The organism is Acinetobacter sp. A1-4-2 (assembly GCF_040233925.1).
Classification (GTDB): Bacteria; Pseudomonadota; Gammaproteobacteria; order Pseudomonadales; family Moraxellaceae; genus Acinetobacter.
Window position 1 is genome coordinate 2174821 of record NZ_CP157981.1, and the last position, 23752, is coordinate 2198572.

Sequence of the window (23752 nt, forward strand, 5' to 3'; positions counted from 1 at the left end):
TAAAGCAGACACCCTGTCCACCTGAGTTTGAGTGTAGTGAACAATTTGCTGGATTATTTTAGTCTATAAACTTACATTCAACGCAGTATCATCAATTTGTCCAGTAATTTTATTTTCCAGCTTTTTTGCATTATTTTTATCCATTCTAAAATGGATAAAAACAGCTGTTTTATAGACGTTTAACACAAAAAATTAAAGTGATAAGTCAAACAAAAAAATGACTCATCATATGAATAGAAATTGATTAAAAAAATCCCCGCACAAGGCGAGGATTTTTTTAATCAATACTTTTTAACAGGTAATTATTTACCGCCAAAAACGTATGATACACCTACACGACCGCCAACTTCGTTACCACCGGCAAAACCAATTGCAGCACTTACAGAAGTACGACCGTCAGCAAATACGCTAGCAACACCTAGAGCACCAGCAGATTCACCTTCATAATGACCTACACCACCAAATACTGCAAATTGACCAGCACCGATGTTAGGGATTTGTTGTTGCGCAGCTAAAGCAATAGCGATACCACGGTAAGAAGTTTTCTCAACATCATCAACACGTGTATTCAACTGGTTCACACGTGAATTTACATTAGCCACTTGTGTATTTGTATAAGCATTTGCTGAAGCTAGAGTTGCTACATCACCATTAGCAAATTCTGAACGAATCGCTTGACGATCTGTTGCTGCTGCTGCTAAACCAGCTGCACGAGTAGCTGCTTCAGTATCAACACGAGTATTTAATGCTGTATCTGCTGCTGAACGAGTTGCTGCTTCAGCATTAATGTTGTCTTGTAAAACTACATCTGCTGCTGCACGAGTAGCTGCTTCAGTATCAACACGAGTATTTAATGCTGTATCTGCTGCTGAACGAGTTGCTGCTTCAGCATTAATGTTGTCTTGTAAAACTACATCTGCTGCTGCACGAGTAGCTGCTTCAGTATCAACACGAGTATTTAATGCTGTATCTGCTGCTGAACGAGTTGCTGCTTCAGCATTAATGTTGTCTTGTAAAACTACATCTGCTGCTGCACGAGTAGCTGCTTCAGTATCAATATTTGCTTGTAATTGAGTATCTGCTGCTGCACGAGCTGCTGCTTCATTTGCAACTTGACCATCTGTATAAAGATTTGCAGATGCTAAAGTCGTTGCATCCCCATTAGCGATTGTTGTTGCTAAATCTTGACCAGCAAGTGTAATTTGACCAGTTGAAATACCAGAAGCATTTACAGTGGTTGAATTTGTAACACCATTTTCTGTTTTACTGATAGATAATTGATAATCTTCTGTAGAATTATTACGTCCCAAAGTTAGATCTTGGACCTTATCAACAGTTGTGGCAACAAATCCATTGTCAACGGTAGTACCTAACACTGGACCAGTCAAACTACCAGGAATAATTACACCAGCAAGATCATAATTTGCAGTTGCAGATTGCGATGTTGTCCAAGATTGCTGACCTACTTGTTCAGATGTAGTTAATTGGAACTTATTTTCATTAATAACTTGCGCATCAACTGTACGAGTCTGATCTTGAGTATCTACTCGATCCTGATTAAAATTCTGAGTAGTATTTGCAAAAGCAGCATTTACAGTCGGTATAACTAAATCAGCACCAGTAGCAATCGTACCCGCACTAATAATATTTGACTCTCCGCCATTAACAGTCAAATTACCATTCAATTGGCTTGGACCATTTACTGTTAATGAATTTGTTGTAACACTATTGAAGGCATCTGTATCAAAAGATGTTGTTGGTACCCAACCATATATATCATCGAAAGCAAGTACACTAATTTGATCTGCCATTACTGAACTAGATGCAGCAATTGCAAATGCTACTGCTGACAACTTGAATGATTTTTGTAAACTCATACACATATCTCCATTTTTATAAAAAGACTGGCCTACCCTAGGATCCTGTAAACCAGCAAAACCTCTAATTAAGGTGTAGTTATTCGAATCCTTTACTAATTAAGATCAAACCCTCACCAACTACCAGCCAATCATATACAAAAATAAACATTTTTATCAATCAATATTTGATTTATTTTTTTCAATAAACATATAATTTATTAAAATGACCACATAAAAAAACATTAAAATAAAATATAATCAATAAATTACACCAAAAGAAAAAACATCTCAAAACGATTTAAATCAAAATTTGATAAAACACTCTTTTATTTAGTTATTTTTTAGAGAGATGGATAAAATCAATTTATAATTTTTTTTAGCAGCATCAGTTCACTGCGTTTACAGTCAATTTTTATAAAGACAACTCGATTTCAATGAAGCCTGTGACATTTGCTGTGCAAAAAAATAGCGAGAAAGTAAAATTTAATCACCAAACCAAATTCACTTCTCGCTATGACTCGCACAATACTGACAGATCAACACCAGTCTAAGCTGAAAGCCTTACTAGGCAAGACCCCTCACCCCAAATTCTGATATTTATCTCAAACAAAACACAGTGATCAAAAGATAATAAGTTATTAAAAATAATTTAACTTAATTTTTTCTGATGCTGATCCGGAATGGGTATTTATTCATGCAACCTATGTGCGTGCTCATCAGCATGCCACAGGCATCAGAACCCAAACTATTTCAAAAATCATGGGGGTAATAGCTCTAAAACTCATTTAAATGGGAACCCTATTCAATTTCTAATTCATGACCACACAACTCATGATATGAGAGTAGCAACAAGATTGGTTAATCGCATAGCTCTAAAAGATACTAGGGCGTGTCCTCATTTGAAGAATTGGTTTTAAATACTTAAAATCCTCCTTTAAGCTCTTTTCATTTCTATATTTTTTCAATGGCACGTACTCTTCTCACCGATGATATTTGGCAGAAAATTCAAGATACTATGCGATTACACGGTTGTTACTGTTCAAAAAACAGTAGAAATATCATGGAAGCCATCTTATGGAAACTACGTACGGGTGCGACATGGCGTGATATTCCTCAAGAACTTTGCCCTTGGCAAACTGCTTACAATCGCTTTAATCGCTGGGCAAGTAAGGGATTATGGGATAAATTTTTTTAGATTACGAGGCATTCTGGATCAGGAATGGGTATTCATTGATGGAAGCTACATACGCGTGCATCAACATGCAAGTGGAGCTCGGCATGGTTTCGAAAGAGCAATTGGACAATCACGTGGTGGACAAACAACAAAAATACATCTTGCAACCGACGCGAATGGATTACCGATTGATTTTAAAATCACTGGGGGTGATGTCCACGACAGTCAAGTTGCAAAACAACTGATTGATATTGTAGGCGAGGCAACTTATCTTATTGCTGACAAGGGGTATGATGCTAAGCACATTAGAATATGTGCCAAGAACAAGAATATGATTCCCATTATTCCATTGAGATCAAACAGTAAGAGATCAAATAAGGAATTTGGTAAATATCTATATAAATTAAGACATTTAGTTGAAAATGCTTTTGCGAGATTAAAACATTTCCGTGCTATTGCAACTCGATTTGATAAACTAGCACGCAATTATAAATCTATGATCCGTATAGCCTGCATATTTATTTGGTGCAAAGCCAAATGAAGACACGCCCTAATCAATTTTTTTATACTACACATAAAAGTGTGAATTTACATTCACTCATCATAATGCAAAAAACCGTGTAAAATACTGTTAAAAGAAATGGGGATTTTATATAGCTTATTACAGCTATTTTTTTAAAATCAAGCTGACTTTAAAATATCAAATGGAAACTTTTGGATACAAATTAAACTATCAAAGACTTTTTTAGATATTGAAATTAATTTACCTTTATGGAGTAAAAGTATTACAATAGCACAACCTATTCGCAATATAAAAAGTGTATAATAATTGCATCTTTGAGGTTTATTTTAGATCATGAGCAATCAACAGGAAAAAAAACTTTTTGCTGAACGCCTAACCCAGGCTTTATCAGAAGCCAAACATCCGATTAGTCCAACTTACTTGTCGAAAGAATTTAACTGTCGTTATGATGGTCAACCAATTTCCGTACAATCAGCGAATAACTGGCTGCTTGGCAAGGCTATTCCTGGTCAGGATAAATTGTCGCTATTAGCATTATGGTTAAATGTTTCTAAACAATGGTTAAGATTTGGTGATCAAAAACTAGCAGATGAAACACCTACACTAACAGAATCACAAAGTGTTGAATTAAACTATTTTTTAAAATTCAAAGCCCTAAAGAGTGCACACAAAGAAATTATTCAAAACTTAATTGATGAGTTTAGCCAAACTAATTAGGATTGATTGGACAGCATTTTCAGAAAAAATCGCTTTTCTTGTTGGTAACTTTGAATCTGATCTTCATAGTCCCTCAACTTTCGATATAAGCCTTTCAACTCTTCAGCGCTAATCATTATCAGCTCTGATTTCAGAACTACCCTCTTATGTTCTTTAGCTCTTGTATTCAAATCATTCATGCTAAATGTCAACTATATTTTGGAGAAATTATTAACTATTATAAACTGATTACACAGTCACAATAATATCACTATTTAACAACATTTATACATCATATTATGATAAAGATCACACATATTCAGAAATACTTATTATGTTCAGATCCCCTTCTATACACTTAATTCTGTTTAAAATATCAACAGAAAAATCATACGTACCTGATGTGAAATTTATCTTATCTTCATTAATCCTATCACAAAATAAATTAACAGACAGGATACAAAAGTCGAAGATTTTTTACTGAAATTGTTAAAATTTATAACACTTATAAATAAATACACTAATAAAAAAACATCCTTCAAGCTCAAACCTGAAGGATGTTTTTAACATGTATTGGAAAGCTGAGTAATGAATCAGCCAGACGAATTACATCATACCGCCCATTCCACCCATGCCACCCATATCAGGCATAGCGGGTTTATCTTCAGGAATATCTGTGATCATGCATTCGGTCGTTAACATTAAAGCCGCAACAGAAGCAGCATGTTCAAGTGCAGAACGCGTTACTTTTGCAGGGTCAAGAATACCCATTTCAAGCATATCGCCATATTCACCAGTGGCAGCGTTATAACCGAAGTTACCTTCGCCATTTTTCACAGCGTTAATCACTACCGATGGCTCATCACCCGCATTCGCTACGATTTGACGAAGCGGAGCTTCAATAGCGCGACGTAAAATGTTGATACCTACATTTTGGTCATCATTAGCACCAGTTACACCGTTAAGCGCAGAAGCTGCACGCACCAGCGCAACACCACCACCCGCAACTACACCTTCTTCAACTGCAGCACGTGTTGCATGAAGCGCATCGTCAACACGGTCTTTTTTCTCTTTCATTTCAACTTCAGTTGCTGCACCAATTTTAATTACTGCAACACCACCAGCCAATTTAGCAACGCGTTCCTGAAGTTTTTCTTTGTCATATTCAGACGTAGATTCTTCAATTTGCGCACGGATTTGTTGAACACGTTCAGCAATCTGGTTTGCATCGCCAGCACCATCTACAATCACGGTGTTTTCTTTAGATACTGTTACTTTATGTGCAGTACCCAAATCTTGAAGTGTAGCTTGCTCTAAAGACATACCCACTTCTTCAGAGATCACAGTCGCACCAGTCAAGATTGCGATATCTTGCAGCATTGCTTTACGACGGTCACCAAAACCAGGTGCTTTCACTGCACATACTTTAATGATGCCGCGCATGTTGTTCACAACTAGAGTTGCCAACGCTTCGCCTTCAACATCTTCAGCGATGATAAGCAGTGGTTTACCAGTTTTGGCAACCGCTTCAAGTACAGTAATCAATTCACGGATATTGCTGATTTTTTTATCAACAAGCAGGATGAACGGGTTTTCCAGTTCCGCCGTTAAAGTGTCTTGTTTGTTAGCAAAGTACGGGCTGATATAACCACGGTCAAACTGCATACCCTCAACTACGTCTAACGCATCTTCAAAACCTGAACCTTCTTCAACAGTGATCACGCCTTCTTTACCAACGCGTTCCATTGCTTGAGCAATCAGTTTACCCACAGTTTCGTCAGAGTTTGCAGAGATCGAACCCACTTGTTCAATTGCTTTCGTGTCAGACGCTGGTTTAGCAGTGGCTTTGATGTTTTCCACTACAGCTTTCACTGCAAGGTCGATACCGCGTTTCAAGTCCATTGGGTTCATACCCGCAGTCACCGACTTGATTCCTTCATTCAAGATTGCTTGAGCCAATACGGTTGCAGTTGTTGTACCGTCACCTGCGATGTCATTGGTTTTTGAAGAAACCTCACGAACCAGTTGAGCACCCATGTTCTCAAATTTATCTGCAAGTGAAATTTCTTTCGCTACAGTTACACCATCTTTAGTGATATGTGGTGCGCCAAAAGAACGGTCGATCACAACGTTACGGCCTTTAGGGCCTAAAGTCACTTTTACCGCATCTGCAAGTACGTTTACACCTGCAATCATTTTAGCGCGAGCTGAATCACCAAATTTTACGTCTTTAGCTGACATGGTTTACTCCAAATATTTTAATTTTCAATAAGCTGAATCAATAATCAGGTCTGAATTTTCCGGCTCAGGATTAACCTTCAAGCACCGCTAAAATGTCAGACTCTTTCATAATAAGAAGTTCTTCGCCTTGTACTTTTACCGTTGTACCTGCATAAGTGCCGAATAATACTTTGTCGCCAACTTTTACATCTAAAGCACGTACACCGTTGTCAGTAATCTGGCCATTGCCTACTGCAATAATTTCACCTTGAGCCGGTTTTTCAGCAGCAGAACCTGGAAGCAAAATACCGCCAGCAGTTTTAGTTTCTTCTTCAACACGACGAATAACTACGCGATCATGTAATGGACGAATGTTGCTCATTGGAAACTCCATCAGACTAAGTCTTTTATTAGTGAAGTAATGATGACTTTGTTATTCCATCGGTCATCATCAAATAATTTCGATGACACTTTTGTGGGGATGGAAAAAAACGCTTCAAGGGGCAAACAAAAAAAATTTGCTGTTTTTTGTATTTTTTTTATTCAAATCCGATATTTCTGCATTTAATCGACACTTTCTTCTTTTAACACAAATTCTTTTTGCTGATTGTTAAAATAATAATGCTCTACATCAGCATTTGGATAAATCAGATTCAGACTGTTGGGTAAACCACGATGCAAACGGTAAGACGTTGCAGTTCCCGCATGAATATCCAACACCGGATGGTCTACCCCTAAATGGTAAATCTGGTTCAGATCATACACCGCTGATTGATGCAGATGACCATGCAACAGACCATTTAAACCACTTTGACTCCAAGATTCCAAAGCCATACGCCCTAGCATTGGACAATCCTTGATCCCATGCGGATTATCCGGCGGTGTATAAAATGGCTGGTGCGCCACAATAAGTTTGATTTTACGCTTGGGAGCCATCATCAGCCTTTGATCAATTTGCTGAATTTGCTCCAGGGAAATATGGCCCCGAGTGTGATAACGCCGTCGAATACTGTTGACGCCAATCAGATAAAAATTCTTGGTTTCCAGCACAGTTTCCATATGACCAAAGAAAATTTTATAGCGGGTAAAGGGACTGAATACCCGGTTCCAGACATGGTATAAGGGAATATCATGATTTCCAGGTACCACCAGATAGGGTAGATTTAAACTTTCCACAAACTGTTTGCAGTCATAAAACTGCTTATAACGGGCACGCTGGGTTAAGTCCCCACTGACCACCACAGCTTCCAAAGGATATTGCTGACAAAATAGACGGATTGCAGCCATACAGGCCGGTCTTTCCGTACCAAAATGCAAATCAGATAGATGTAGAATCATAAGGAACCATTATTTTTAATGCATGATTACGCACAGAAATATGCAGCGGGGGCTGCATTTCCACAATCTCACCATCCAGTGCAAGAGTCAGTTTTTTGGCTTTGGAATGTATTTGCACCTTGTCGGCAGAAAAGCTATATACCTCTGGCGCATGATCAAGATTGCCTCGAATCAGTTGCCATAAAATTTTAAATAAGGTGGGTTTATCGCTTTTTGCCACCACGACCCCTGCGACTTTCCCCAATTCAGCACATTTAGCAATGCGTAAATTCATCTCTGCAAGTTGTAACTGATTATTACCAAAAAAAATCAGCGGAGTTTTGACGGGATATTTTTTACCGTCAATTTCCACTTCCAGTTTCAGCTCTTTACGATCACGAATCAGCACATCTAGCGCTGAAGTATAGGCATGTAAAGCAAAACGGCCAAAACGCCGGTTATAGAGTTCACGCCTTTGTATGAATAAGGGATAAAGCCCCAAGCTGGCATTGTTTAAATAGATATGATCATTAATTTGTGCCACATGAACTGCACGGATTTGTCCTGTCGCGATAACATCGGCCGCTTTGAGCAGATCAAGTGGAATATGCAACAAGCGGGCAACATAATTGAAGGTTCCCAAGGGAAAAATCCCCATAGGAATCTCGGTGCCTATCAATTTGGTAGCCACCGTATTGAGTGTACCATCCCCACCCGCAGCGACCACAATACCAATTTCTTCTGCCTGTAGATGACGTGCGATGATTTTGTCCATAAAACTGCTAAAATCTGTTTCAGCACTAATTTCAAATGCCTGAATCTCATAACCATAAGCCGTTAAATTTGTTATAAGCGGCTCATAGATTTCATCTTTATTGGCTGCATGAAATCCTGATTTTTCATTATAGATAAGGGACAAAGGCTTGGCAGAAACTGACATTTTTACTACTTTTTTGAAGCAATTGCTCTAATTTCGTCCAAATTATCGACAATTGAAAGCATCTTTATGTAAAATTCGAATTACTACCATTTATTAAATCAATAGCGATCACCACGAAAATAACAACACTAAACTATTGTTTTAAAAATAAATAATTTAAATAAATAACACTCATAAAACTGGTAAATGGATCAATTAATAAACGAACAATGTTTTAACTTATTGTTTTTAATGATTTTAAAAAATAAACATATAATATTCCAATCTATTTCAGCTACTTCTTTAGTCTTATTTTTTTTATGATTTTATGCTTTAATACAGCCACTTTTTTTTATATTTTCATCCTGGCGATGTATCCCATTGCCTGGATTGTACTTTGTACATTTGAATCGTACATATTTGAGATAGGCCTCACCATGACCCAAGTGAACGCACCAGAATTCGTTCGTAACCCTAAGCTTATTGCATGGGTGGAAGAGATTGCTAAATTAACCAAACCGGCAAAAATTGAATGGTGTGACGGTAGCGCAGAAGAATATCAACGTCTTATTGACTTGATGATCGCTAACGGCACTATGCAAGCACTTAACCCAGAAAAACACCCTGGTTCTTACTTGGCAAATTCAGATCCTTCTGACGTTGCTCGTGTTGAAGGTCGCACATTTATCTGTTCAGAAAAACAAGAAGACGCAGGTGCGACAAACAACTGGGAAGCGCCTGCTGAAATGCGCGCTCGCCTGAACGGTTTGTTTGATGGTTGCATGAAAGGACGTACCATGTACGTGGTTCCTTTCTCTATGGGTCCTTTAGGTTCTCATATTGCACACATCGGTATTGAGATAACCGACTCTCCTTACGTAGCAGTAAGCATGGCTAAAATGGCTCGTATGGGTAAAGCTGTTTACGAGGTACTTGGTACTGATGGCGAATTCGTACCATGTGTCCACACTGTAGGCGCTCCGCTTGAAGAAGGTCAAAAAGACGTAGCTTGGCCTTGCAACCCAGAAAAATATATCGTGCATTATCCAGAAACTCGTGAAATCTGGTCTTATGGTTCAGGTTACGGTGGTAACGCATTGTTGGGTAAAAAATGCCTGGCATTACGTATTGCCTCTTCTATGGGCCGTCAACAAGGCTGGTTAGCTGAACACATGCTGATTCTTGGCGTAACCAATCCACAAGGTGAAAAACACTACATCGCTGCTGCATTCCCATCAGCTTGTGGTAAAACCAACTTTGCAATGTTGATTCCACCAGCAGGTTACGAAGGCTGGAAAATTGAAACTGTAGGTGATGATATTGCCTGGATCAAACCAGGTGAAGACGGTCGCTTATATGCAATCAACCCAGAAGCTGGTTTCTTCGGTGTAGCACCTGGTACCAATACCAAAACCAACCCGAACTGTATGGCGACTTTAAGCCACGACGTGATTTACACTAACGTTGCCGTGACTGACAACGGTGAAGTATGGTGGGAAGGTCTGACTAAAGAAGTACCTGCTAACCTGACTAACTGGAAAGGTCAACCACACGTTGCTGGTGAAAAAGCTGCGCATCCAAATGCACGTTTTACCGTTGCTGCGGGTCAATGCCCTTCAATTGATGCTGACTGGGAAAATCCGGCAGGTGTTCCAATTTCTGCATTCATCTTCGGTGGTCGCCGTGCAGACACAGTTCCGCTAGTTTCAGAAGCAATCGACTGGGTTGACGGCGTGTATAAAGCAGCAACCATGGGTTCTGAAACCACTGCTGCTGCTGTTGGTCAACAAGGTGTTGTTCGTCGTGACCCATTTGCGATGCTTCCATTCACCGGTTACAACATGGCTGACTACTTCTCTCACTGGTTAGAAATGGGTGAGAAAGTTGGTGCGAAAGCTGCTGCTGCTGGCAACAAGCTTCCTGGCATCTACAACGTAAACTGGTTCCGTCGTGATGCTGAAGGCAACTTCGTATGGCCTGGTTTCGGTCAAAACATGCGTGTTCTTGAGTGGATCATTGACCGTTGTGAAGGTCGTGCAGATGCTGTTGAAACACCAATCGGTCGCGTTCCAACTTACGAACAGCTGAACTGGACTGGTTCTGACTTCACTAAAGAACAGTTCGAGATGGTGACTTCTCAAGATAAAGATTTGTGGATCAAAGAATTTGAAAGCCACTCTGAATTGTTCAACAAACTGGGTGACCGTTTACCAGAAGCATTGAAAAAGCGTCAAGCTGAACTTTTAGCTGCAGTTCAATCTGCTTAATCGCTAAATAAAAAAAGGCCGCACAAGCGGCCTTTTTTTTAACTATTTGTTTAATAATAAGATTATATAACTTAACAACAGCCATAAAAGGGGAAACTTCATGTTAAAAACACTCACACTGACCGCCTGTCTGCTTAGCATGTCTACTTTGGCAATAGCCAAACCCGAGACACCTGAACAGCCTGCTCTTCACATTTGTGCAATCAAAGGTACGCCAGACTCTAGCCAGTTTCAGATCAAAAAGCGCATTAAAGTGGCTAAAGGGACTTATGGCAGCGTAGAAGAACTGTATTCACGTTTTGCAGAACGTGCTCATCAAGTCGGTGGCAACGTGGTCATTAACTACAATGCCAGCCAGAGATTCGGTTTCTGGCCTTGGCGTTTTGTACGCCCCGTGGTTTGGGGTACAGCAGTGAAATGGAATACGCCGGTAAATTGTAAAGAACTCGGCGGCGTTGAAATTTAAGTACAGCCCACCGCTGAAACTTGAATGAAGATCACAACTAAAACTTGCTGCACCCAAAAGACCGCTCAGGCGGTCTTTTTTTATTGAATGATTTAAGCAGCGGTATCTTCCGATCTTCTAATCAGCAATTTTAAAAGATATTGATCCAGTTGCTGTATTTCATCGCTACTAAATTGAAAACCGAGTTTGCTTCTGCGCCATAAAATATCCTCACTGGTTCTCGCCCACTCCTGATCCACCAGATAGTCTACTTCTCTAGCAAACAAACCATGACCAAAATCCTCACCCAGTTCATTGATGCCTGAAATATCCTTTAAAAATCCCCATACCCTTGAACCATAAGCATGTGCCCAGCGCGAAGCCAATGGTAAAGAAACATCCTCAATAGCCTGCATCAGCTGCTGCATTAACAACTCAATCGAAACCAGATTTTCCGCACCCGGCAAAAAAGCCGTTTCAGTCCAGGGCTTATGCATGTCAGGGAAACTCGGCGCCAAATGCGCCATTGCTGACTCTGCCAGTTTTCGATAAGTGGTGAGCTTGCCACCAAATACCGATAGTAAAGGTGCATCATTTTCCTGCGCATGCGATATTGCCAAAGTGTAATCTCGGGTAACAGCCGATGGATTATCCGACTCGTCATCACACAAAGAGCGCACACCTGAATAGGTATATAAAATATCCTCAACCGTCAGCTGATGCTTAAAATGATCATTATAAACATCCAGTAAATAATCCACTTCCTGTGCGGTGATTTCGACCTGATCAAGATTGCCCTGATACTCATGATCAGTAGTCCCAATCAAGGTATATTGCTCCAGATAAGGAATCGCAAAAACAATACGCTGATCATCATTTTGCAGAATGAAAGCTTTATCGCCCTCATAAATTCTAGGCACGATAATATGACTGCCCTGAACAAGACGTAGACCATGCGGTGATTGCTGTTTTAAATTGTGCTCAATAAACTGGAACACCCAAGGTCCTGTAGCGTTAACCAGCGCTTTTGCCTGCACCTGATAACTACCCTGCGCATGTTCCAGATGGATATTCCACACGCCATTTTCACGGTAAGCAGCGGTACAACGGGTTTGTGTGGCAATTTTGGCGCCCAGCTCATGCGCCTGCATGGCATTTAAAACCACTAACCGCGCATCATCCACAGTACAATCCGAATACTCAAAACCTTGCGTCATTTCATCTTTTAAAGGACTGCTGGCCGGATCAAAATGAATATGCCGGGAAGCAGCTAATTTTTTCCGTTTTCCCAAATGATCATAAATAAATAAACCGGTCCGTATCAGCCAAGCGGGACGTAAATGCGGCTGATGTGGCATGATAAAACGTAAGGGACGAATGATATGCGGTGCTTTGGCTAGCAGGATTTCCCGCTCCAGCAAAGCTTCATGTACCAAACGGAATTCTTTATATTCAAGATAACGCAAACCGCCATGAATCAACTTACTGCTGGCAGAGGAAGTATGGCTGGCGAGGTCATCCTTTTCACATAAAAAAACCGACAAACCCCGTCCTGCAGCATCAACGGCAATACCCACGCCATTAATACCACCACCAATCACCGCTACATCATAGACCGGATGACTCACTTGCATGTCCACCTCCTCTAATCCTGTTCAGACAGTAAACTTAAATTTCTTGTTATCTCAAGAAACCTAACACTATTAAAGTGAAAGGACACCGAATAATTGTCATTCACTTCAATGCAGACAAAATGAATCAAGTGTTTATTTTTTTTATTCTGATGGCATCAGCTTTCCAGATGGTCACATTTGGAAAGCTTTTTTATGGAATATACACTGCCTCAAGATCGTTAAAAAATCGGGCTTATGGCATACTGAGTAGAATAATAACACCGGGATTTTTTGAAGATGAACAAGAGCTATAAATTGTTGGGTTTAAGTTTGCTTGCGCTTGCACTGACTGCCTGTCAAAGTACTCCGCGCCAATACAATGGTAATGTCGGCTATCAGATTGAAAGCCAGTCTGCCAATAGCGCAACATTGACTTATACTTTGGCTATTCGTCAAAACCAGAAAATAGATGAACAGAAATTACAGCGTGCCTGCCAAAAAGTATTAGGCTTAAATAAACAATATAAATTAACGATCCTGAGCATTAGTGAAATTGCCAATCCGGAAATACAAACTCCACACTATGGTCGTCAACTGGGCCAGAGCCGTACCAGCATAAGTCTAAGCAACACCCCAGACTTATATAATAGTGAAAATATGGCTACTCGTCAGTCGTTAGAAGCGCGTCCAAGCACCTTAAGTGTGGTTCGCTATACCTGCTCTTAAAACTTAATAATTTAGACAGAAATAAGACGCTATTTATAGCGTCTTATAAAAACTGACATTACGAAATTCCTTTGCTTCATCCAGATCTGGCCAAGTCGTGGCACTACGTTCATCCAGTTTTTCGTAGTTTGGATGACTAAAATTTTTCACCCGACTGTCTGCCACCCATACTTCCGGGGCAAACTTTAGAAACTCATCTAAAAAGAAGCGATTGCATTGGTCATACAGTACATCTGCGGCCAGTAGTACATCAACCTGTTCTGCTTTATATAAATCATCCAGATATTCCAGCTCGACATTATTCAACTCGGCATTGGCACGACACGCATCCAGACTGACCTGATCAATATCACAACAGATCACCCGCTTCGCTCCTGCCATTTTCGCTGCAATTGCAACCACACCCGACCCCGCACCAAAGTCGAGTACCACCTTGTCTTTCACATGATGTGGTTCAGCTAAGAGCCACTGTGCCATAGCAAGTCCTGAAGCCCAGCAGAATATCCAGTATGGCGTATCATTCCAGATCCGACGAATCACTTCGTCATCGAGTTTGTCTGTCGGAAAGACCGGTGGAATCAGCCACAGTGAAATGGGGATTTCAGGCAATTGCTGGGCAAGTAGCTCACAGTTTGGAATCACTTCATGCAAAGCTTGAATTAAATGTTCGGGGGCTTTTGGAAATTGGAAAGTACAGCTCATGCTTAAGCCTTGGCGATGATCTTATTGAAACTTATAAAGGGATTTGATACGCGACCAAGTCATCCGCAGCTGTTCGAGGCAAACCTAAATTTATTTAAAATTGTTTCTGCGACATTTCAGATTAAATGACACAAAATGCCGAGTTCTGTGGGTGACAAATGGTTTTGGTTACTTTTGCCGAAACAAAAGTAACATACGAGCTTCTTACATCGATCGTCACAACGGTAAGACTCCGTCGTGACTTCACCATCTTTTAATTAAAAGATTAACCTAAAGCCTTTTCAGCAGCTTCAACAGTTTGACGAATCAAAGTGGTAATGGTCATAGGACCTACACCACCTGGAACTGGTGTATAAGCAGAAGCCACTTCTTCAATACCAACCAACTGGATGTCACCTACACCACCGCCATCACGTGGGTGGAAGCCGGCATCAACCACAACTGCGCCTGGTTTAATCCAGTCTTTTTGAATCAGTTCAGCTTTACCTACTGCACCGACAATAATGTCAGCCTGTTTAACGAAGTCAGCCAGGTTTTGTGTACGTGAATGGCAAATCGTTACTGTTGCATTAGCTTCAAGCAACATTGCAGCCATCGGTTTACCCAAAATTGCAGAACGACCAACAACGACTGCATGTTTACCTGCAATCTCAATATCATTGGCTTGCAGGATAGTCATGATACCTGCAGGCGTTGCAGAACCATAAGCTGCCTCACCCATTGCCATACGACCATAACCCAGGCAAGTTACACCATCAACGTCTTTCGCCAGTGAAATGGCATCGAAACAAGCACGCTCATCAATTTGTGCAGGCACTGGGTGCTGTAAAAGAATACCGTGAACATCAGGATTGGCATTGAGTTTTTCAATTTCAGCCAGTAATTCTTCAGTCGTGGTTTCTTTCGGAAGTTCAACTTTCAATGAATCCATACCGACACGGCGGCAAGCATTTCCTTTCATACGCACATAAGTTGCAGATGCGCCATCGTCACCCACCAAAATAGTCGCAAGGATTGGAGTACGACCTGATTTTGCTTTTAACGCTTCTACGCGAGTTAACAAATCAGCCTCAATTTTCTTTGCCAATGCACGACCATCTAATACTAATGCCACGGCACTTCTCCCAAATGTTGATATGAATCAATTTCGCACATTCTACATGAATATTTTAAATATTTTCCGTTATATGCTGCTTTTCTGCACATCTGCATAAATCTACTATTGTTTTTTTTTCAGGGCTTGATAATATACGCAGCAACAAGACATGGCGGGGTGGCAGAGTGGTCATGCAGCGGACTGCAACTCCGTGTACGCCGGTTCGATTCCGACCTCCGCCTCCAATCTTGTTAAGCCCGAGTGGTGAAATCGGTAGACACAGGGGATTTAAAATCCCCCGCCCACAAAGCGTGCCAGTTCGAGTCTGGCCTCGGGCACCATTCTTAGCCTACTAAGATGGTGTAAATAAAGAACCCAGCATTAAGCTGGTTTTTTTATGCCTAAAATTTAGCAACTCAGATTTTTATTCTGAATTACATTCCACTATTATGCTCTTTGGCTATCATCCCGCAGAGCGCAAATAATTCTCCAAGTCCTGCTCCAGTTTTTGCTGCAAATGAACTGGCTGAATAATCCTGACATGTGGTAGCCAATACCGCACTAAAGGCAACAACTGCATTTCGTGGCGAACCCGACAGCTGATTAATAATTCTCCCGATGTGGATTCCTGCTCAATCTGCTGCTCTGGAAACAAACGCCGCTCTTTAAAAAATACCGCAACCTCAGCCTTTACCTGGATAAAAACCTGCTGTTTTTGCTGTCCAAACCAGATGCTTTCCTCATCAGCCAGTATTTTTAATATCTCGGCATCATGTTGGAAATTTTCTGCCTCAAATAGCAGTTTCACCTGCTGAATCTGACTTAAGCGATAAGTCTGCAGTTTTTTCTGAAAGACACCCGCCAAATACCAGATGCCATGATGATGGATTAAACGATAAGGCTGGATGATTCTGCATTGATCACGATATTGCAGCTCAATCCATTGACGTTTATAAATCGCAGCGCTAAGCAGCTTAAAATGTTCAGCAAACCGTTTGCTATCTTCAAAATAATAGCCTTTTGCCGAGAAGACCTGATTCGCCCGCTCGTCCAGCAATTCGCGTAAAAAAGAAATATCCAGCGTCGGGTAAAGCTCACTAATTCCCGACAGTTGCGCAAAATTCTGGATATCCTGCAGTTTAAAACGGCCTAAATAGGAAGGTTCCAGATAATAGCGTTTAGTGTTTCCATCCTGAATCAAAGGCAAGTATGAATTAAGCCGATCAAAGTCCCGTTCAATGGTTCGGGTACTGACCTGAAACTCACCCGCCAGTTCTTGTACACTTAACTGATGCCCTATATTCAGTTTGGTTAAAATATTGGCCAAACGCTCTGCGAGGCGCTCATGCGTTGACGCATTGCCCTTCATAAACACCCTCTTTGTGCAATAAAAGCACAATACCTAAAATGCTAAAATTTTTTAAATTATCTAAAAATTATACTACCAATCAAAAACTTAATTTTAAATATTTATTTCAACTTAAGCCTAATAGGATAAACTTGAATCAGGATTTGAAACGGCTGGTGACACCTTTTGTCGGCGGTTTGGGATTAAGCCGTTCAACATAACGCTCAAGATGCAGCATCGCTTTATAAAACTGATGCAGATTAGAAGGTAATACCTGATTGCAAATAATGGCTTTATGCAATCGCTTCAAGGCGCGTAAGCCATGTTCAGATGTATAAGGAGCTGAGACTATTTTCATAATATACTTCCTTTTATTACATGACGTTTCAATTAATTCCAAACAATTTAGTCGGATTATTCTAAATCTTAATCTACTCCCTGGTTTTGACAGGTTGTGTCGAACAATCGATATTTTTTACCATTTTTTAAAATTTTATAACCTTATTTTTATCTATTAATTTAAGTTACTTATCATTTTTATTGTAAGCAAAATAAAAGCCAACATATGTTGGCTTTTAGTATTTCAATCACAGGAATGATTAGAGGATTTCTACCACAACTTTACCAACATGTTCACCGGTATCCATCACCGCATGAGCATCCTGAATCTGGTCAAACTTAAAAGTTTTATAGATCATCGGCAAACATTCTCCTTTTGCCCACAGCGGTGCAACATGCTCTTGCAGACCTTGAGCAATTTCAGCTTTTTCCGCAGTGTTACGTGCACGCATGGTTGAACCGGTAATAGTCAGGCGTTTCATCATGATTTGACCGAGTTTGACCTCTTTGGCTTTTGCACCACCCAAGAATGCGATATAAACCAGACGACCATCACGGCGCAGCAAATTCAAATTACGTTCTAAATATGGCGCACCCACCATATCCAGAATCACATCAACACCACCATTGTCAGTAGCCTCATTAATGACTTGCTCGAAATCCTGAGTCTTATAGTTGATTGCCGTGGTTAAATCCGAAATTGCTGCCACTTTTTCATCTGAACCTACGGTTGCAAACGTTTTGATGCCGAGTGATTTACACAGCATTAAAGCAGTCGTTCCAATCCCGCTTGTTCCACCATGTACCAGTACCGTTTCCCCTGCCTTGGCTTTACCCATCTGGAACACATTCGCCCATACGGTAAAGAAGGTTTCAGGAATCGCGGCTGCCTGAGTAAAGCTCACACCTTCAGGAATATTCAAGGTCTGGCTTTCAGGCACCACACAATATTCTGCATAACCACCCCCATTGGTCAGGCCACACACCTGATCGCCAACTTTAAATTGAGTAACCTCGTTTCCTACAGCAACCACCTCACCCGCCACTTCCAGACCCGGTACAGGCGTTACTCCTTTAGGCATTGGATATAGACCTTGACGCTGCAAGATGTCAGGACGGTTAATGCCAAATGCATGCACTTTCACCAAGACTTCATCTGCTTTAGCTTCAGGTACTGCAACAGTTTCGTAAGCCAGTTTATCCACGCCACCGGGTTCTGTGATGATGACTTGTTGCATAGTCGTTTGTGACATAATTTATTCCTGATCTATTCATTACTTTTTAAAATTTACTATTCTATTTGAACATAGAAATAGCCGGGAATGAATAACTGTGGACTTATGTATAATCTTCCTACTATTCAGCAAAATGATATGAGCGCATGGCAACCATTCAAAAAGCTGAAATGCAGGATATAGAGTCTATCTTAGACATCTGGCTCAATGCTTCCCTACAGGCACATGGTTTTATTCCTGCTTCTTACTGGGAGCATCAGCTAATTCCGATGCGTGATCTTTACCTGCCTTTAGCCGAAAATTATGTGATCAAGGAAAATCAAACTGTCGCAGGTTTTGCATCCTTATTAAGATCAGAATCGGCGCTGGCTGCACTTTTTATTGCGCCTCATCAGCAAGGTTTGGGATACGGTACGGCCTTGATTGATTTTTTTAAACAGCAGTGTGATGAATTGCATTTAAATGTCTATACTGAAAATACCGCAGCGGTAAATTTTTATCAGCAGCAGGGCTTTAAAACCATCAGCCAAGCCATGGATCAAAACACGGGTCATGCAGAATTGAGTATGACTTGGTCTAAGCCGTAATTGGAAAAATATAAGGACAAATTGATGTCAGCCGTCATTGAATACAATGAAGATAATTATAGTGATTTTGAATGGTTTGAAGGCCTGGCAGTCATCCGTTTCTATGCCGACTGGTGCAAACCCTGTGTACAGAACTTCCATGTCTTTGAACAGTTGGCAACTCATTATGCTGAATTCAAACCCGAGATCAAATTCGGCAAGATCAATGTCGATCAATCCCCGATTTTGACCCTACGCTATAACGTTTACGGTTTGCCTTCTACACTGATTTTTAAAAATGGACAAATCATTCAACGGATTGCAGGGGGGAAAAGTTTGAATGAAATGAAAAGCATAGTTGATTCAATGGACTAATCTAAAATTATTGTGGTTCAATGATAAAAATACCCAATTGAATATTGCATAGTCATTTCAAGTACATTGCTTTATTTCCATTTTTATTCAATATATTGTTAGCCCCACACCCACAATAAAAAATTCTCAATTATTATGGATTTAAAAGTCATTTTCCTATTTTGTCTGTTCCCTGGTTTGGGCATTATTTTCCTGACCTGGTTGTTACGTTTTCCGTGGGCCTGGCTATTTAAAACCGTGATTGTTTTTGAAATTGTGGTTGCAATTTTGGTATTTATCATTGAGCTTGATGCAAGAAAGACTCCTGGGAATAGCGGCTGGATCATGATTTTTGCAGCCGTCTTTCAGATCTATTTTGCCGTACTGCTAATGTTGACCCGTTTAGTGATCTGGCTGAGAAAAAAACGGGGCTAAAGCTGATGCATTCATCCCGTCTCTTATATGCATGGTTTTGACAGTTTTTAAATCAAACCAAATCGTTTTTTATTTGGGCATTTCTACAAACTGCATCAGGAATTTACGCACCAATGGCAGCATCACCAGAATCAGTGGGAAAGCCATCAGCCATGACAAGCTCCATGCATGTAGCCACAGAGAAAAGAAGCCATCAACCAAGCCTTTATTCAGCAACATGTTAAAGCAGGAAATTGCGCCACTCATAATGCCCGACAGGATAAGTGGCATCAGCCAAGTCAGATGTTTCGGGTGGAATTTTGGGAGATTACTTTTCATCATTTAACCTAATCTTTTTTAAATCGTGAATCGAATTACATACGTGCAATTTCTACTGCTGCCTGATCAATCTTTCCAGAGATTTCACGGATTTGCTCTGGGTTCAGTTCGGTATGTTGAATCTTCAGGCGCAATGATGTTTTCAAGTTTTCCATCGCACGTTTGATATCGACATAGTGTTCGTTGTTCTGGATTTGCTTACGCGTATTAAAGCGGTCGAGAACTTTATTGATTTCGTCTTGATACGCAGCTAAATGCTTTATGCCTTTGGCTGTAATGTGATATTGCTTGCGCTCATCCTCACTCAGCTTCACTTCTGTATAGCTATGTTCTTCAAGATAGTTAATCGTCGGACAGATGGTGCCTGTACTCGGCTTGTAGTTCCCGCCTACCAGTGATGCCACATCTTTAATGATGTCGTAGCTAAACTTTGGAGATTGGGCAATAAAATGCAGCACTAATAGTTTCATTTGGCCTGCTTCAAACAGGCGTTTGCGCGGTGAAGATGTACTTTCGATGTTCTCAATATGATTAGAATTTGGCATAACTAAGAAGCACCTTAAGATTAATTAAGATATATCTTAATATAACTTTTAAATTAATTTACTTATTTGTGTTTTATAAATTATTTTTAGTATGAGGTTCTATTGACAAGACTTTTAAAATAACCAACTAGACATTTGAACTATTTGTTTTTATTAAATTATGTATAAAATATCTACAAAATACTTAAGAACACTTATCTATGGAAACAACAGTTAAGTTTGAAGAATCAAAGCTACAAATACATATAGAATATTCAAATAAAATTGAACTAATTCATTATATTAATAGTCTAAATAGTGTTAACTCCGAATATTCTAATTACATTCAAAAAGCGTCTAATCACCTACAACCAGAAGATATTAAATTATATGTTAATGAAATTCGTTCAGGATCAATCATTACAGATTTAATCGCATATAGCCCAACTATGCTCGCCTTTGTCGAACATGCAAATACTTTACTAGATTTTACTAAGCACATTGCAAATACAATAAACATTTTAAAAACAAAATCTGTTCAAGAAATTGTTAAAGATGAGCAAATCAGTACAACATCACTTAATAATATTCAAAATTTAGTCGAACCAATCATTAACGACAGTAAAGGAAAAATTAGTTTTGAAGGATTAAATTTTGGAGATAACTGTACAATTAGCTTTATGATTAACTCACCAGATGCCAATGAAATCTATACTAAGGCACAAAGTGCTAAAAGCTTCAAACCCTCGCCTAACACCAATATTAGAGAACAAGTTTTACTCATTTTCACTCAAACGAATTCTTCCACTAAAAATACCAATAATGATAAAGGCGTGATTGAAAGTATTTCTAAAAATACTGTAAAGATAAGATTTGATAATGATTCTTTAAAAAAGGAAATGTTATTCAATCAGCACCCTTACGGGGTTGCATTCGTAGTTGATATCGAAATACAAACTATTAATGATAAACCCTTTATTTATAAAGTCTTAAAACTTCATGAATGTATAAATATAGATGAATAAATTCGATTAACCTCGCCCCTTATACTCCCTCACCATCCGCTCACTTACATCTTCCGGATAACAAAGTGGTGCATACCCGCCTGCACGGTTATAGGCACTACGTTTCCCACATCGACTGCGATTCCTCGCAGTATTATAAGGACAAGGACAATTCCCGGGATAACTTTCAATCGACTGCTGAATTATTTTTTGCTTAATCGCTTCTGTACTTTCATTACTTTGTTTAGCTTCCACACCAAAGGCTAAACATAACCCTATTAAAATAAATAATTTTTTCATAAATACCCCTCAATATTTGTATTGTATCGAGAAGTAATTTAAGTGAATGTTCAACTTTCGAATGACTGTATATTATTAAGACACTTACAACTTAAACAAATAAAAAACCCGCCTTTTCAGCGGGTTTTCTTTTCAAATCAGTCCAGTCTTATAGACGAACCAATTCCACAATTTTCTCAGCCAGTTCTTCAACAGACTCTTGCGTAAAGCTTACATCTGTCGCTTCTGCAACAGTAGTAATGACCGCAATACCTGTTTCACGAAGCAGTGCAACGTGCGCAGCATCAAGATCAGCTTTCGCAATCGCCACGATGCCTTGTTGAAGCAACAAGTTTTCAAGCGCTTGCGCATTTTCCAGTGCTTTGGCCGATACCGTAATTGACGCAGGTTTTTGACCCAAACGTGCCGCACGGTCTTCCGCTGTGACAGGGTTGCTATGTGCAGTCCATTCAACAGACTCTTCCACCATACCCGCACCAATCGTCACGTTATTCAAACGATCAATGAAGATAAACGAACCGGTATAACGGCTGTCTTGATAACGGTCAAAGACTACTGGCGCATCAAATTCAACAGTCACATTGGCAATCGCATTTAGATCAAGATGATCCACTTGCATTTGCTCAAGTGTATTCACATTGGTACGGAAGTTAATGCCAGTCACTTTAGCAGGAACCGTTTGTGTACCAATTTTGATGTTATACAACTTGCCAATGACCAGTGGTTGATCTGCCATCCAGACCACAGTCGCTTTAACCGCACGTGAAATGGCAGGAATTCCCTGATCTGCACGAACCAGCATATTACCGCGTGATACGTCAATTTCATCATTCAGCGTTAATGTCACCGCTTGACCCGCAAAAGCATGTTCAAGGTTGCCATCATAAGTCACGATTTCTTTCACTGTTGAAGTCTTACCCGATGGTAAAGCCACAACTGTATCGCCGACATTGATTTCACCCAGCGCAATCGTACCTGCGAAACCACGGAAGTCGAGGTTCGGACGGTTAACATATTGAACAGGGAAACGGAAATCACGTTTCGTGGTATCACGGTTAATTTCTACAGACTCAAGCGTACCCATCAAGGTTTCGCCCGTGTACCACGGCGTATTTGGCGACTTGTTCACCACGTTATCGCCATTCAATGCAGAAATAGGCGTAAAGATGATATTGCTTGGCTTACGGTCGCCTAACTGGTTCACGAAGTTGGCATAATCGGCCTGAATTTCATTAAAGCGTGCTTCAGAGAATTCAACCAAGTCCATTTTGTTGATCGCAACAATAATGTTCTTAATACCGAGCAAACTTGCAATATAGGTATGACGACGAGTTTGGGTTTGCACACCATAACGCGCATCAATCAGGATGATCGCAAGGTCACAAGTTGAAGCACCTGTCGCCATGTTACGGGTGTATTGCTCATGCCCCGGAGTATCGGCAATAATGAACTTACGCTTTTCAGTAGAGAAATAACGATACGCTACATCAATGGTAATACCCTGCTCACGTTCAGCTTGCAGACCATCAACAAGAAGTGCCAAATCAGGTGCATCACCAGTCGTCCCGACTTTTTTAGAGTCACGGGTAACAGCTTGCAATTGATCTTCATAGATCAATTTTGAATCGTAAAGTAAACGACCGATTAAAGTCGATTTACCATCATCCACGTTACCGCAAGTCAAAAAACGCAGTAAGTCTTTATTTTCGTGTTGTTTCAAATACGCCAAGATATCCTGGCTAATCAGTTCAGATTGATGAGACATCGCTCAA

General features: G+C 40.1%; 24 protein-coding genes, 2 tRNA genes and 1 pseudogene. 12 read left to right on the forward strand and 15 right to left on the reverse strand.

Annotated elements, in window-relative coordinates; all coding sequences use genetic code 11:
- Nucleotides 1-302: 302 nt before the first annotated feature.
- Entirely contained in the window at nucleotides 303-1877 is a 1575-nt protein-coding gene (locus ABJ384_RS10580) for a YadA C-terminal domain-containing protein (RefSeq protein WP_349927226.1), read from the reverse strand.
- Between the two features lie 495 nt (nucleotides 1878-2372).
- Between ABJ384_RS10580 and ABJ384_RS10585 the strand changes: the two are divergent.
- From ABJ384_RS10585 to ABJ384_RS10595, 3 genes and pseudogenes are all read left to right on the forward strand, one after another.
- Nucleotides 2373-2743, forward strand: a pseudogene (locus ABJ384_RS10585) (IS5/IS1182 family transposase); the annotation flags it as partial.
- Nucleotides 2744-2823: 80 nt separating this feature from the next.
- Nucleotides 2824-3574 (forward strand): IS5 family transposase gene (locus ABJ384_RS10590; protein ID WP_349927228.1). Its coding sequence is split into 2 segments (ribosomal slippage): nucleotides 2824-3053 and nucleotides 3052-3574, totalling 753 coding nucleotides; the frame shifts between segments, so codons are not numbered across the junction.
- A 315-nt stretch (nucleotides 3575-3889) separates the two neighbouring features.
- Nucleotides 3890-4273, forward strand: a complete 384-nt coding sequence (locus tag ABJ384_RS10595) for a hypothetical protein (RefSeq protein WP_349927229.1) — start codon at nucleotides 3890-3892, stop codon at nucleotides 4271-4273.
- A gap of 585 nt (nucleotides 4274-4858) precedes the next feature.
- Here ABJ384_RS10595 and groL read toward each other — a convergent pair.
- From groL to ABJ384_RS10615, 4 genes are all read right to left on the reverse strand, one after another.
- A complete protein-coding gene (groL, locus tag ABJ384_RS10600; protein ID WP_166170312.1) occupies nucleotides 4859-6493 on the reverse strand; it encodes a chaperonin GroEL in 1635 nt (544 codons plus the stop codon).
- A gap of 70 nt (nucleotides 6494-6563) precedes the next feature.
- Nucleotides 6564-6854: a co-chaperone GroES gene (locus ABJ384_RS10605; RefSeq protein WP_016167026.1), complete on the reverse strand. Its 291-nt coding sequence runs from the start codon at nucleotides 6852-6854 to the stop codon at nucleotides 6564-6566.
- 182 nt (nucleotides 6855-7036) lie between these two features.
- Entirely contained in the window at nucleotides 7037-7810 is a 774-nt protein-coding gene (locus tag ABJ384_RS10610; RefSeq protein ID WP_349927232.1) for a metallophosphoesterase, read from the reverse strand.
- Complete coding sequence (locus tag ABJ384_RS10615; protein WP_349927234.1) at nucleotides 7791-8729, reverse strand: diacylglycerol kinase family protein; 939 nt, start codon at nucleotides 8727-8729, stop codon at nucleotides 7791-7793. Before ABJ384_RS10615 ends, ABJ384_RS10610 begins: the two co-directional genes overlap by 20 nt.
- Before the next feature lie 416 nt (nucleotides 8730-9145).
- Here ABJ384_RS10615 and ABJ384_RS10620 point away from each other — a divergent pair, with 416 nt between their 5' ends.
- Together ABJ384_RS10620 and ABJ384_RS10625 are read left to right on the forward strand one after the other, a co-directional pair.
- Complete coding sequence (locus tag ABJ384_RS10620; protein WP_180042321.1) at nucleotides 9146-10975, forward strand: phosphoenolpyruvate carboxykinase (GTP); 1830 nt, start codon at nucleotides 9146-9148, stop codon at nucleotides 10973-10975.
- Between the two features lie 139 nt (nucleotides 10976-11114).
- The gene (locus tag ABJ384_RS10625; RefSeq protein ID WP_240921624.1) at nucleotides 11115-11441 is read left to right on the forward strand and encodes a hypothetical protein; all 327 of its coding nucleotides are present in this window, start codon (nucleotides 11115-11117) and stop codon (nucleotides 11439-11441) included.
- Between the two features lie 92 nt (nucleotides 11442-11533).
- On the opposite strand, the gene glpD is transcribed toward ABJ384_RS10625, so the two are convergent.
- On the reverse strand, nucleotides 11534-13054 hold the full coding sequence (gene glpD / locus ABJ384_RS10630; protein WP_349927236.1) for a glycerol-3-phosphate dehydrogenase: 1521 nt from the start codon (nucleotides 13052-13054) through the stop codon (nucleotides 11534-11536).
- A 276-nt stretch (nucleotides 13055-13330) separates the two neighbouring features.
- Between glpD and ABJ384_RS10635 the strand changes: the two genes are divergently transcribed.
- The gene (locus tag ABJ384_RS10635; protein WP_180042325.1) at nucleotides 13331-13759 is read left to right on the forward strand and encodes a hypothetical protein; all 429 of its coding nucleotides are present in this window, start codon (nucleotides 13331-13333) and stop codon (nucleotides 13757-13759) included.
- A gap of 33 nt (nucleotides 13760-13792) precedes the next feature.
- Here ABJ384_RS10635 and ABJ384_RS10640 read toward each other — a convergent pair whose 3' ends face one another.
- Together ABJ384_RS10640 and folD are read right to left on the reverse strand one after the other, a co-directional pair.
- A complete protein-coding gene (locus tag ABJ384_RS10640; protein ID WP_180042327.1) occupies nucleotides 13793-14461 on the reverse strand; it encodes a 50S ribosomal protein L11 methyltransferase in 669 nt (222 codons plus the stop codon).
- A 265-nt stretch (nucleotides 14462-14726) separates the two neighbouring features.
- Nucleotides 14727-15575 carry a bifunctional methylenetetrahydrofolate dehydrogenase/methenyltetrahydrofolate cyclohydrolase FolD gene (gene folD / locus ABJ384_RS10645; protein WP_180042329.1) on the reverse strand — a complete coding sequence of 283 codons (849 nt, stop codon included), beginning with the start codon at nucleotides 15573-15575 and terminating at the stop codon, nucleotides 14727-14729.
- 153 nt (nucleotides 15576-15728) lie between these two features.
- On the opposite strand from folD, the gene ABJ384_RS10650 reads away from it, so the two are divergent.
- Both ABJ384_RS10650 and ABJ384_RS10655 read left to right on the forward strand, forming a co-directional pair.
- A tRNA-Cys gene (locus tag ABJ384_RS10650) sits at nucleotides 15729-15802 on the forward strand.
- Between the two features lie 10 nt (nucleotides 15803-15812).
- A tRNA-Leu gene (locus ABJ384_RS10655) sits at nucleotides 15813-15898 on the forward strand.
- Between the two features lie 122 nt (nucleotides 15899-16020).
- Here ABJ384_RS10655 and ABJ384_RS10660 read toward each other — a convergent pair.
- From ABJ384_RS10660 to ABJ384_RS10670, 3 genes are all read right to left on the reverse strand, one after another.
- Entirely contained in the window at nucleotides 16021-16926 is a 906-nt protein-coding gene (locus tag ABJ384_RS10660) for a WYL domain-containing protein (RefSeq protein WP_180042331.1), read from the reverse strand.
- Nucleotides 16927-17062: 136 nt separating this feature from the next.
- Nucleotides 17063-17263 carry a hypothetical protein gene (locus tag ABJ384_RS10665; protein ID WP_086176233.1) on the reverse strand — a complete coding sequence of 67 codons (201 nt, stop codon included), beginning with the start codon at nucleotides 17261-17263 and terminating at the stop codon, nucleotides 17063-17065.
- 241 nt (nucleotides 17264-17504) lie between these two features.
- On the reverse strand, nucleotides 17505-18497 hold the full coding sequence (locus tag ABJ384_RS10670; RefSeq protein ID WP_349927238.1) for an NAD(P)H-quinone oxidoreductase: 993 nt from the start codon (nucleotides 18495-18497) through the stop codon (nucleotides 17505-17507).
- A 128-nt stretch (nucleotides 18498-18625) separates the two neighbouring features.
- Between ABJ384_RS10670 and ABJ384_RS10675 the strand changes: the two genes are divergently transcribed.
- The 3 genes from ABJ384_RS10675 (at nucleotide 18626) to ABJ384_RS10685 (ending at nucleotide 19834) form a co-directional block, all read left to right on the forward strand.
- A complete protein-coding gene (locus ABJ384_RS10675) occupies nucleotides 18626-19066 on the forward strand; it encodes an N-acetyltransferase (RefSeq protein WP_349927240.1) in 441 nt (146 codons plus the stop codon).
- Nucleotides 19067-19090: 24 nt separating this feature from the next.
- Nucleotides 19091-19420 carry a thioredoxin family protein gene (locus ABJ384_RS10680; protein ID WP_349927241.1) on the forward strand — a complete coding sequence of 110 codons (330 nt, stop codon included), beginning with the start codon at nucleotides 19091-19093 and terminating at the stop codon, nucleotides 19418-19420.
- Between the two features lie 135 nt (nucleotides 19421-19555).
- Nucleotides 19556-19834 (forward strand): hypothetical protein, encoded by a 279-nt coding sequence (locus ABJ384_RS10685; RefSeq protein ID WP_349927243.1) that lies wholly within the window; start codon nucleotides 19556-19558, stop codon nucleotides 19832-19834.
- Between the two features lie 69 nt (nucleotides 19835-19903).
- On the opposite strand, the gene ABJ384_RS10690 is transcribed toward ABJ384_RS10685, so the two are convergent.
- Together ABJ384_RS10690 and ABJ384_RS10695 are read right to left on the reverse strand one after the other, a co-directional pair.
- Nucleotides 19904-20152, reverse strand: a complete 249-nt coding sequence (locus ABJ384_RS10690; protein WP_349927244.1) for a DUF2798 domain-containing protein — start codon at nucleotides 20150-20152, stop codon at nucleotides 19904-19906.
- Nucleotides 20153-20187: 35 nt separating this feature from the next.
- Entirely contained in the window at nucleotides 20188-20697 is a 510-nt protein-coding gene (locus ABJ384_RS10695) for a PadR family transcriptional regulator (RefSeq protein WP_349927246.1), read from the reverse strand.
- A gap of 200 nt (nucleotides 20698-20897) precedes the next feature.
- On the opposite strand from ABJ384_RS10695, the gene ABJ384_RS10700 reads away from it, so the two are divergent.
- Nucleotides 20898-21701: a hypothetical protein gene (locus ABJ384_RS10700; RefSeq protein ID WP_349927247.1), complete on the forward strand. Its 804-nt coding sequence runs from the start codon at nucleotides 20898-20900 to the stop codon at nucleotides 21699-21701.
- Nucleotides 21702-21707: 6 nt separating this feature from the next.
- Here ABJ384_RS10700 and ABJ384_RS10705 read toward each other — a convergent pair whose 3' ends face one another.
- Together ABJ384_RS10705 and cysN are read right to left on the reverse strand one after the other, a co-directional pair.
- A complete protein-coding gene (locus ABJ384_RS10705) occupies nucleotides 21708-21980 on the reverse strand; it encodes a hypothetical protein (RefSeq protein WP_349927249.1) in 273 nt (90 codons plus the stop codon).
- A 148-nt stretch (nucleotides 21981-22128) separates the two neighbouring features.
- Entirely contained in the window at nucleotides 22129-23745 is a 1617-nt protein-coding gene (gene cysN, locus ABJ384_RS10710; protein ID WP_349927250.1) for a sulfate adenylyltransferase subunit CysN, read from the reverse strand.
- Nucleotides 23746-23752 lie beyond the last annotated feature (7 nt).

Excerpts from the sequence above, each read along its gene's own strand:
- ABJ384_RS10705 (WP_349927249.1), bottom strand. The coding sequence starts at position 21,980 with ATGAAAAAATTATTTATTTTAATAGGGTTATGTTTAGCCTTTGGTGTG.
- ABJ384_RS10670 (WP_349927238.1), bottom strand. The coding sequence starts at position 18,497 with ATGTCACAAACGACTATGCAACAAGTCATCATCACAGAACCCGGTGGC.
- ABJ384_RS10640 (WP_180042327.1), bottom strand. The coding sequence starts at position 14,461 with ATGAGCTGTACTTTCCAATTTCCAAAAGCCCCCGAACATTTAATTCAA.
- ABJ384_RS10690 (WP_349927244.1), bottom strand. The coding sequence starts at position 20,152 with ATGAAAAGTAATCTCCCAAAATTCCACCCGAAACATCTGACTTGGCTG.
- ABJ384_RS10625 (WP_240921624.1), top strand. The coding sequence starts at position 11,115 with ATGTCTACTTTGGCAATAGCCAAACCCGAGACACCTGAACAGCCTGCT.
- ABJ384_RS10620 (WP_180042321.1), top strand. The coding sequence starts at position 9,146 with ATGACCCAAGTGAACGCACCAGAATTCGTTCGTAACCCTAAGCTTATT.
- ABJ384_RS10580 (WP_349927226.1), bottom strand. The coding sequence starts at position 1,877 with ATGAGTTTACAAAAATCATTCAAGTTGTCAGCAGTAGCATTTGCAATT.
- ABJ384_RS10700 (WP_349927247.1), top strand. The coding sequence starts at position 20,898 with ATGGAAACAACAGTTAAGTTTGAAGAATCAAAGCTACAAATACATATA.
- ABJ384_RS10660 (WP_180042331.1), bottom strand. The coding sequence starts at position 16,926 with ATGAAGGGCAATGCGTCAACGCATGAGCGCCTCGCAGAGCGTTTGGCC.
- ABJ384_RS10675 (WP_349927240.1), top strand. The coding sequence starts at position 18,626 with ATGGCAACCATTCAAAAAGCTGAAATGCAGGATATAGAGTCTATCTTA.
- glpD (WP_349927236.1), bottom strand. The coding sequence starts at position 13,054 with ATGCAAGTGAGTCATCCGGTCTATGATGTAGCGGTGATTGGTGGTGGT.
- ABJ384_RS10635 (WP_180042325.1), top strand. The coding sequence starts at position 13,331 with ATGAACAAGAGCTATAAATTGTTGGGTTTAAGTTTGCTTGCGCTTGCA.
- ABJ384_RS10610 (WP_349927232.1), bottom strand. The coding sequence starts at position 7,810 with ATGATTCTACATCTATCTGATTTGCATTTTGGTACGGAAAGACCGGCC.
- ABJ384_RS10695 (WP_349927246.1), bottom strand. The coding sequence starts at position 20,697 with ATGCCAAATTCTAATCATATTGAGAACATCGAAAGTACATCTTCACCG.
- cysN (WP_349927250.1), bottom strand. The coding sequence starts at position 23,745 with ATGTCTCATCAATCTGAACTGATTAGCCAGGATATCTTGGCGTATTTG.
- ABJ384_RS10595 (WP_349927229.1), top strand. The coding sequence starts at position 3,890 with ATGAGCAATCAACAGGAAAAAAAACTTTTTGCTGAACGCCTAACCCAG.
- groL (WP_166170312.1), bottom strand. The coding sequence starts at position 6,493 with ATGTCAGCTAAAGACGTAAAATTTGGTGATTCAGCTCGCGCTAAAATG.
- ABJ384_RS10680 (WP_349927241.1), top strand. The coding sequence starts at position 19,091 with ATGTCAGCCGTCATTGAATACAATGAAGATAATTATAGTGATTTTGAA.
- ABJ384_RS10685 (WP_349927243.1), top strand. The coding sequence starts at position 19,556 with ATGGATTTAAAAGTCATTTTCCTATTTTGTCTGTTCCCTGGTTTGGGC.
- ABJ384_RS10665 (WP_086176233.1), bottom strand. The coding sequence starts at position 17,263 with ATGAAAATAGTCTCAGCTCCTTATACATCTGAACATGGCTTACGCGCC.
- ABJ384_RS10605 (WP_016167026.1), bottom strand. The coding sequence starts at position 6,854 with ATGAGCAACATTCGTCCATTACATGATCGCGTAGTTATTCGTCGTGTT.
- ABJ384_RS10615 (WP_349927234.1), bottom strand. The coding sequence starts at position 8,729 with ATGTCAGTTTCTGCCAAGCCTTTGTCCCTTATCTATAATGAAAAATCA.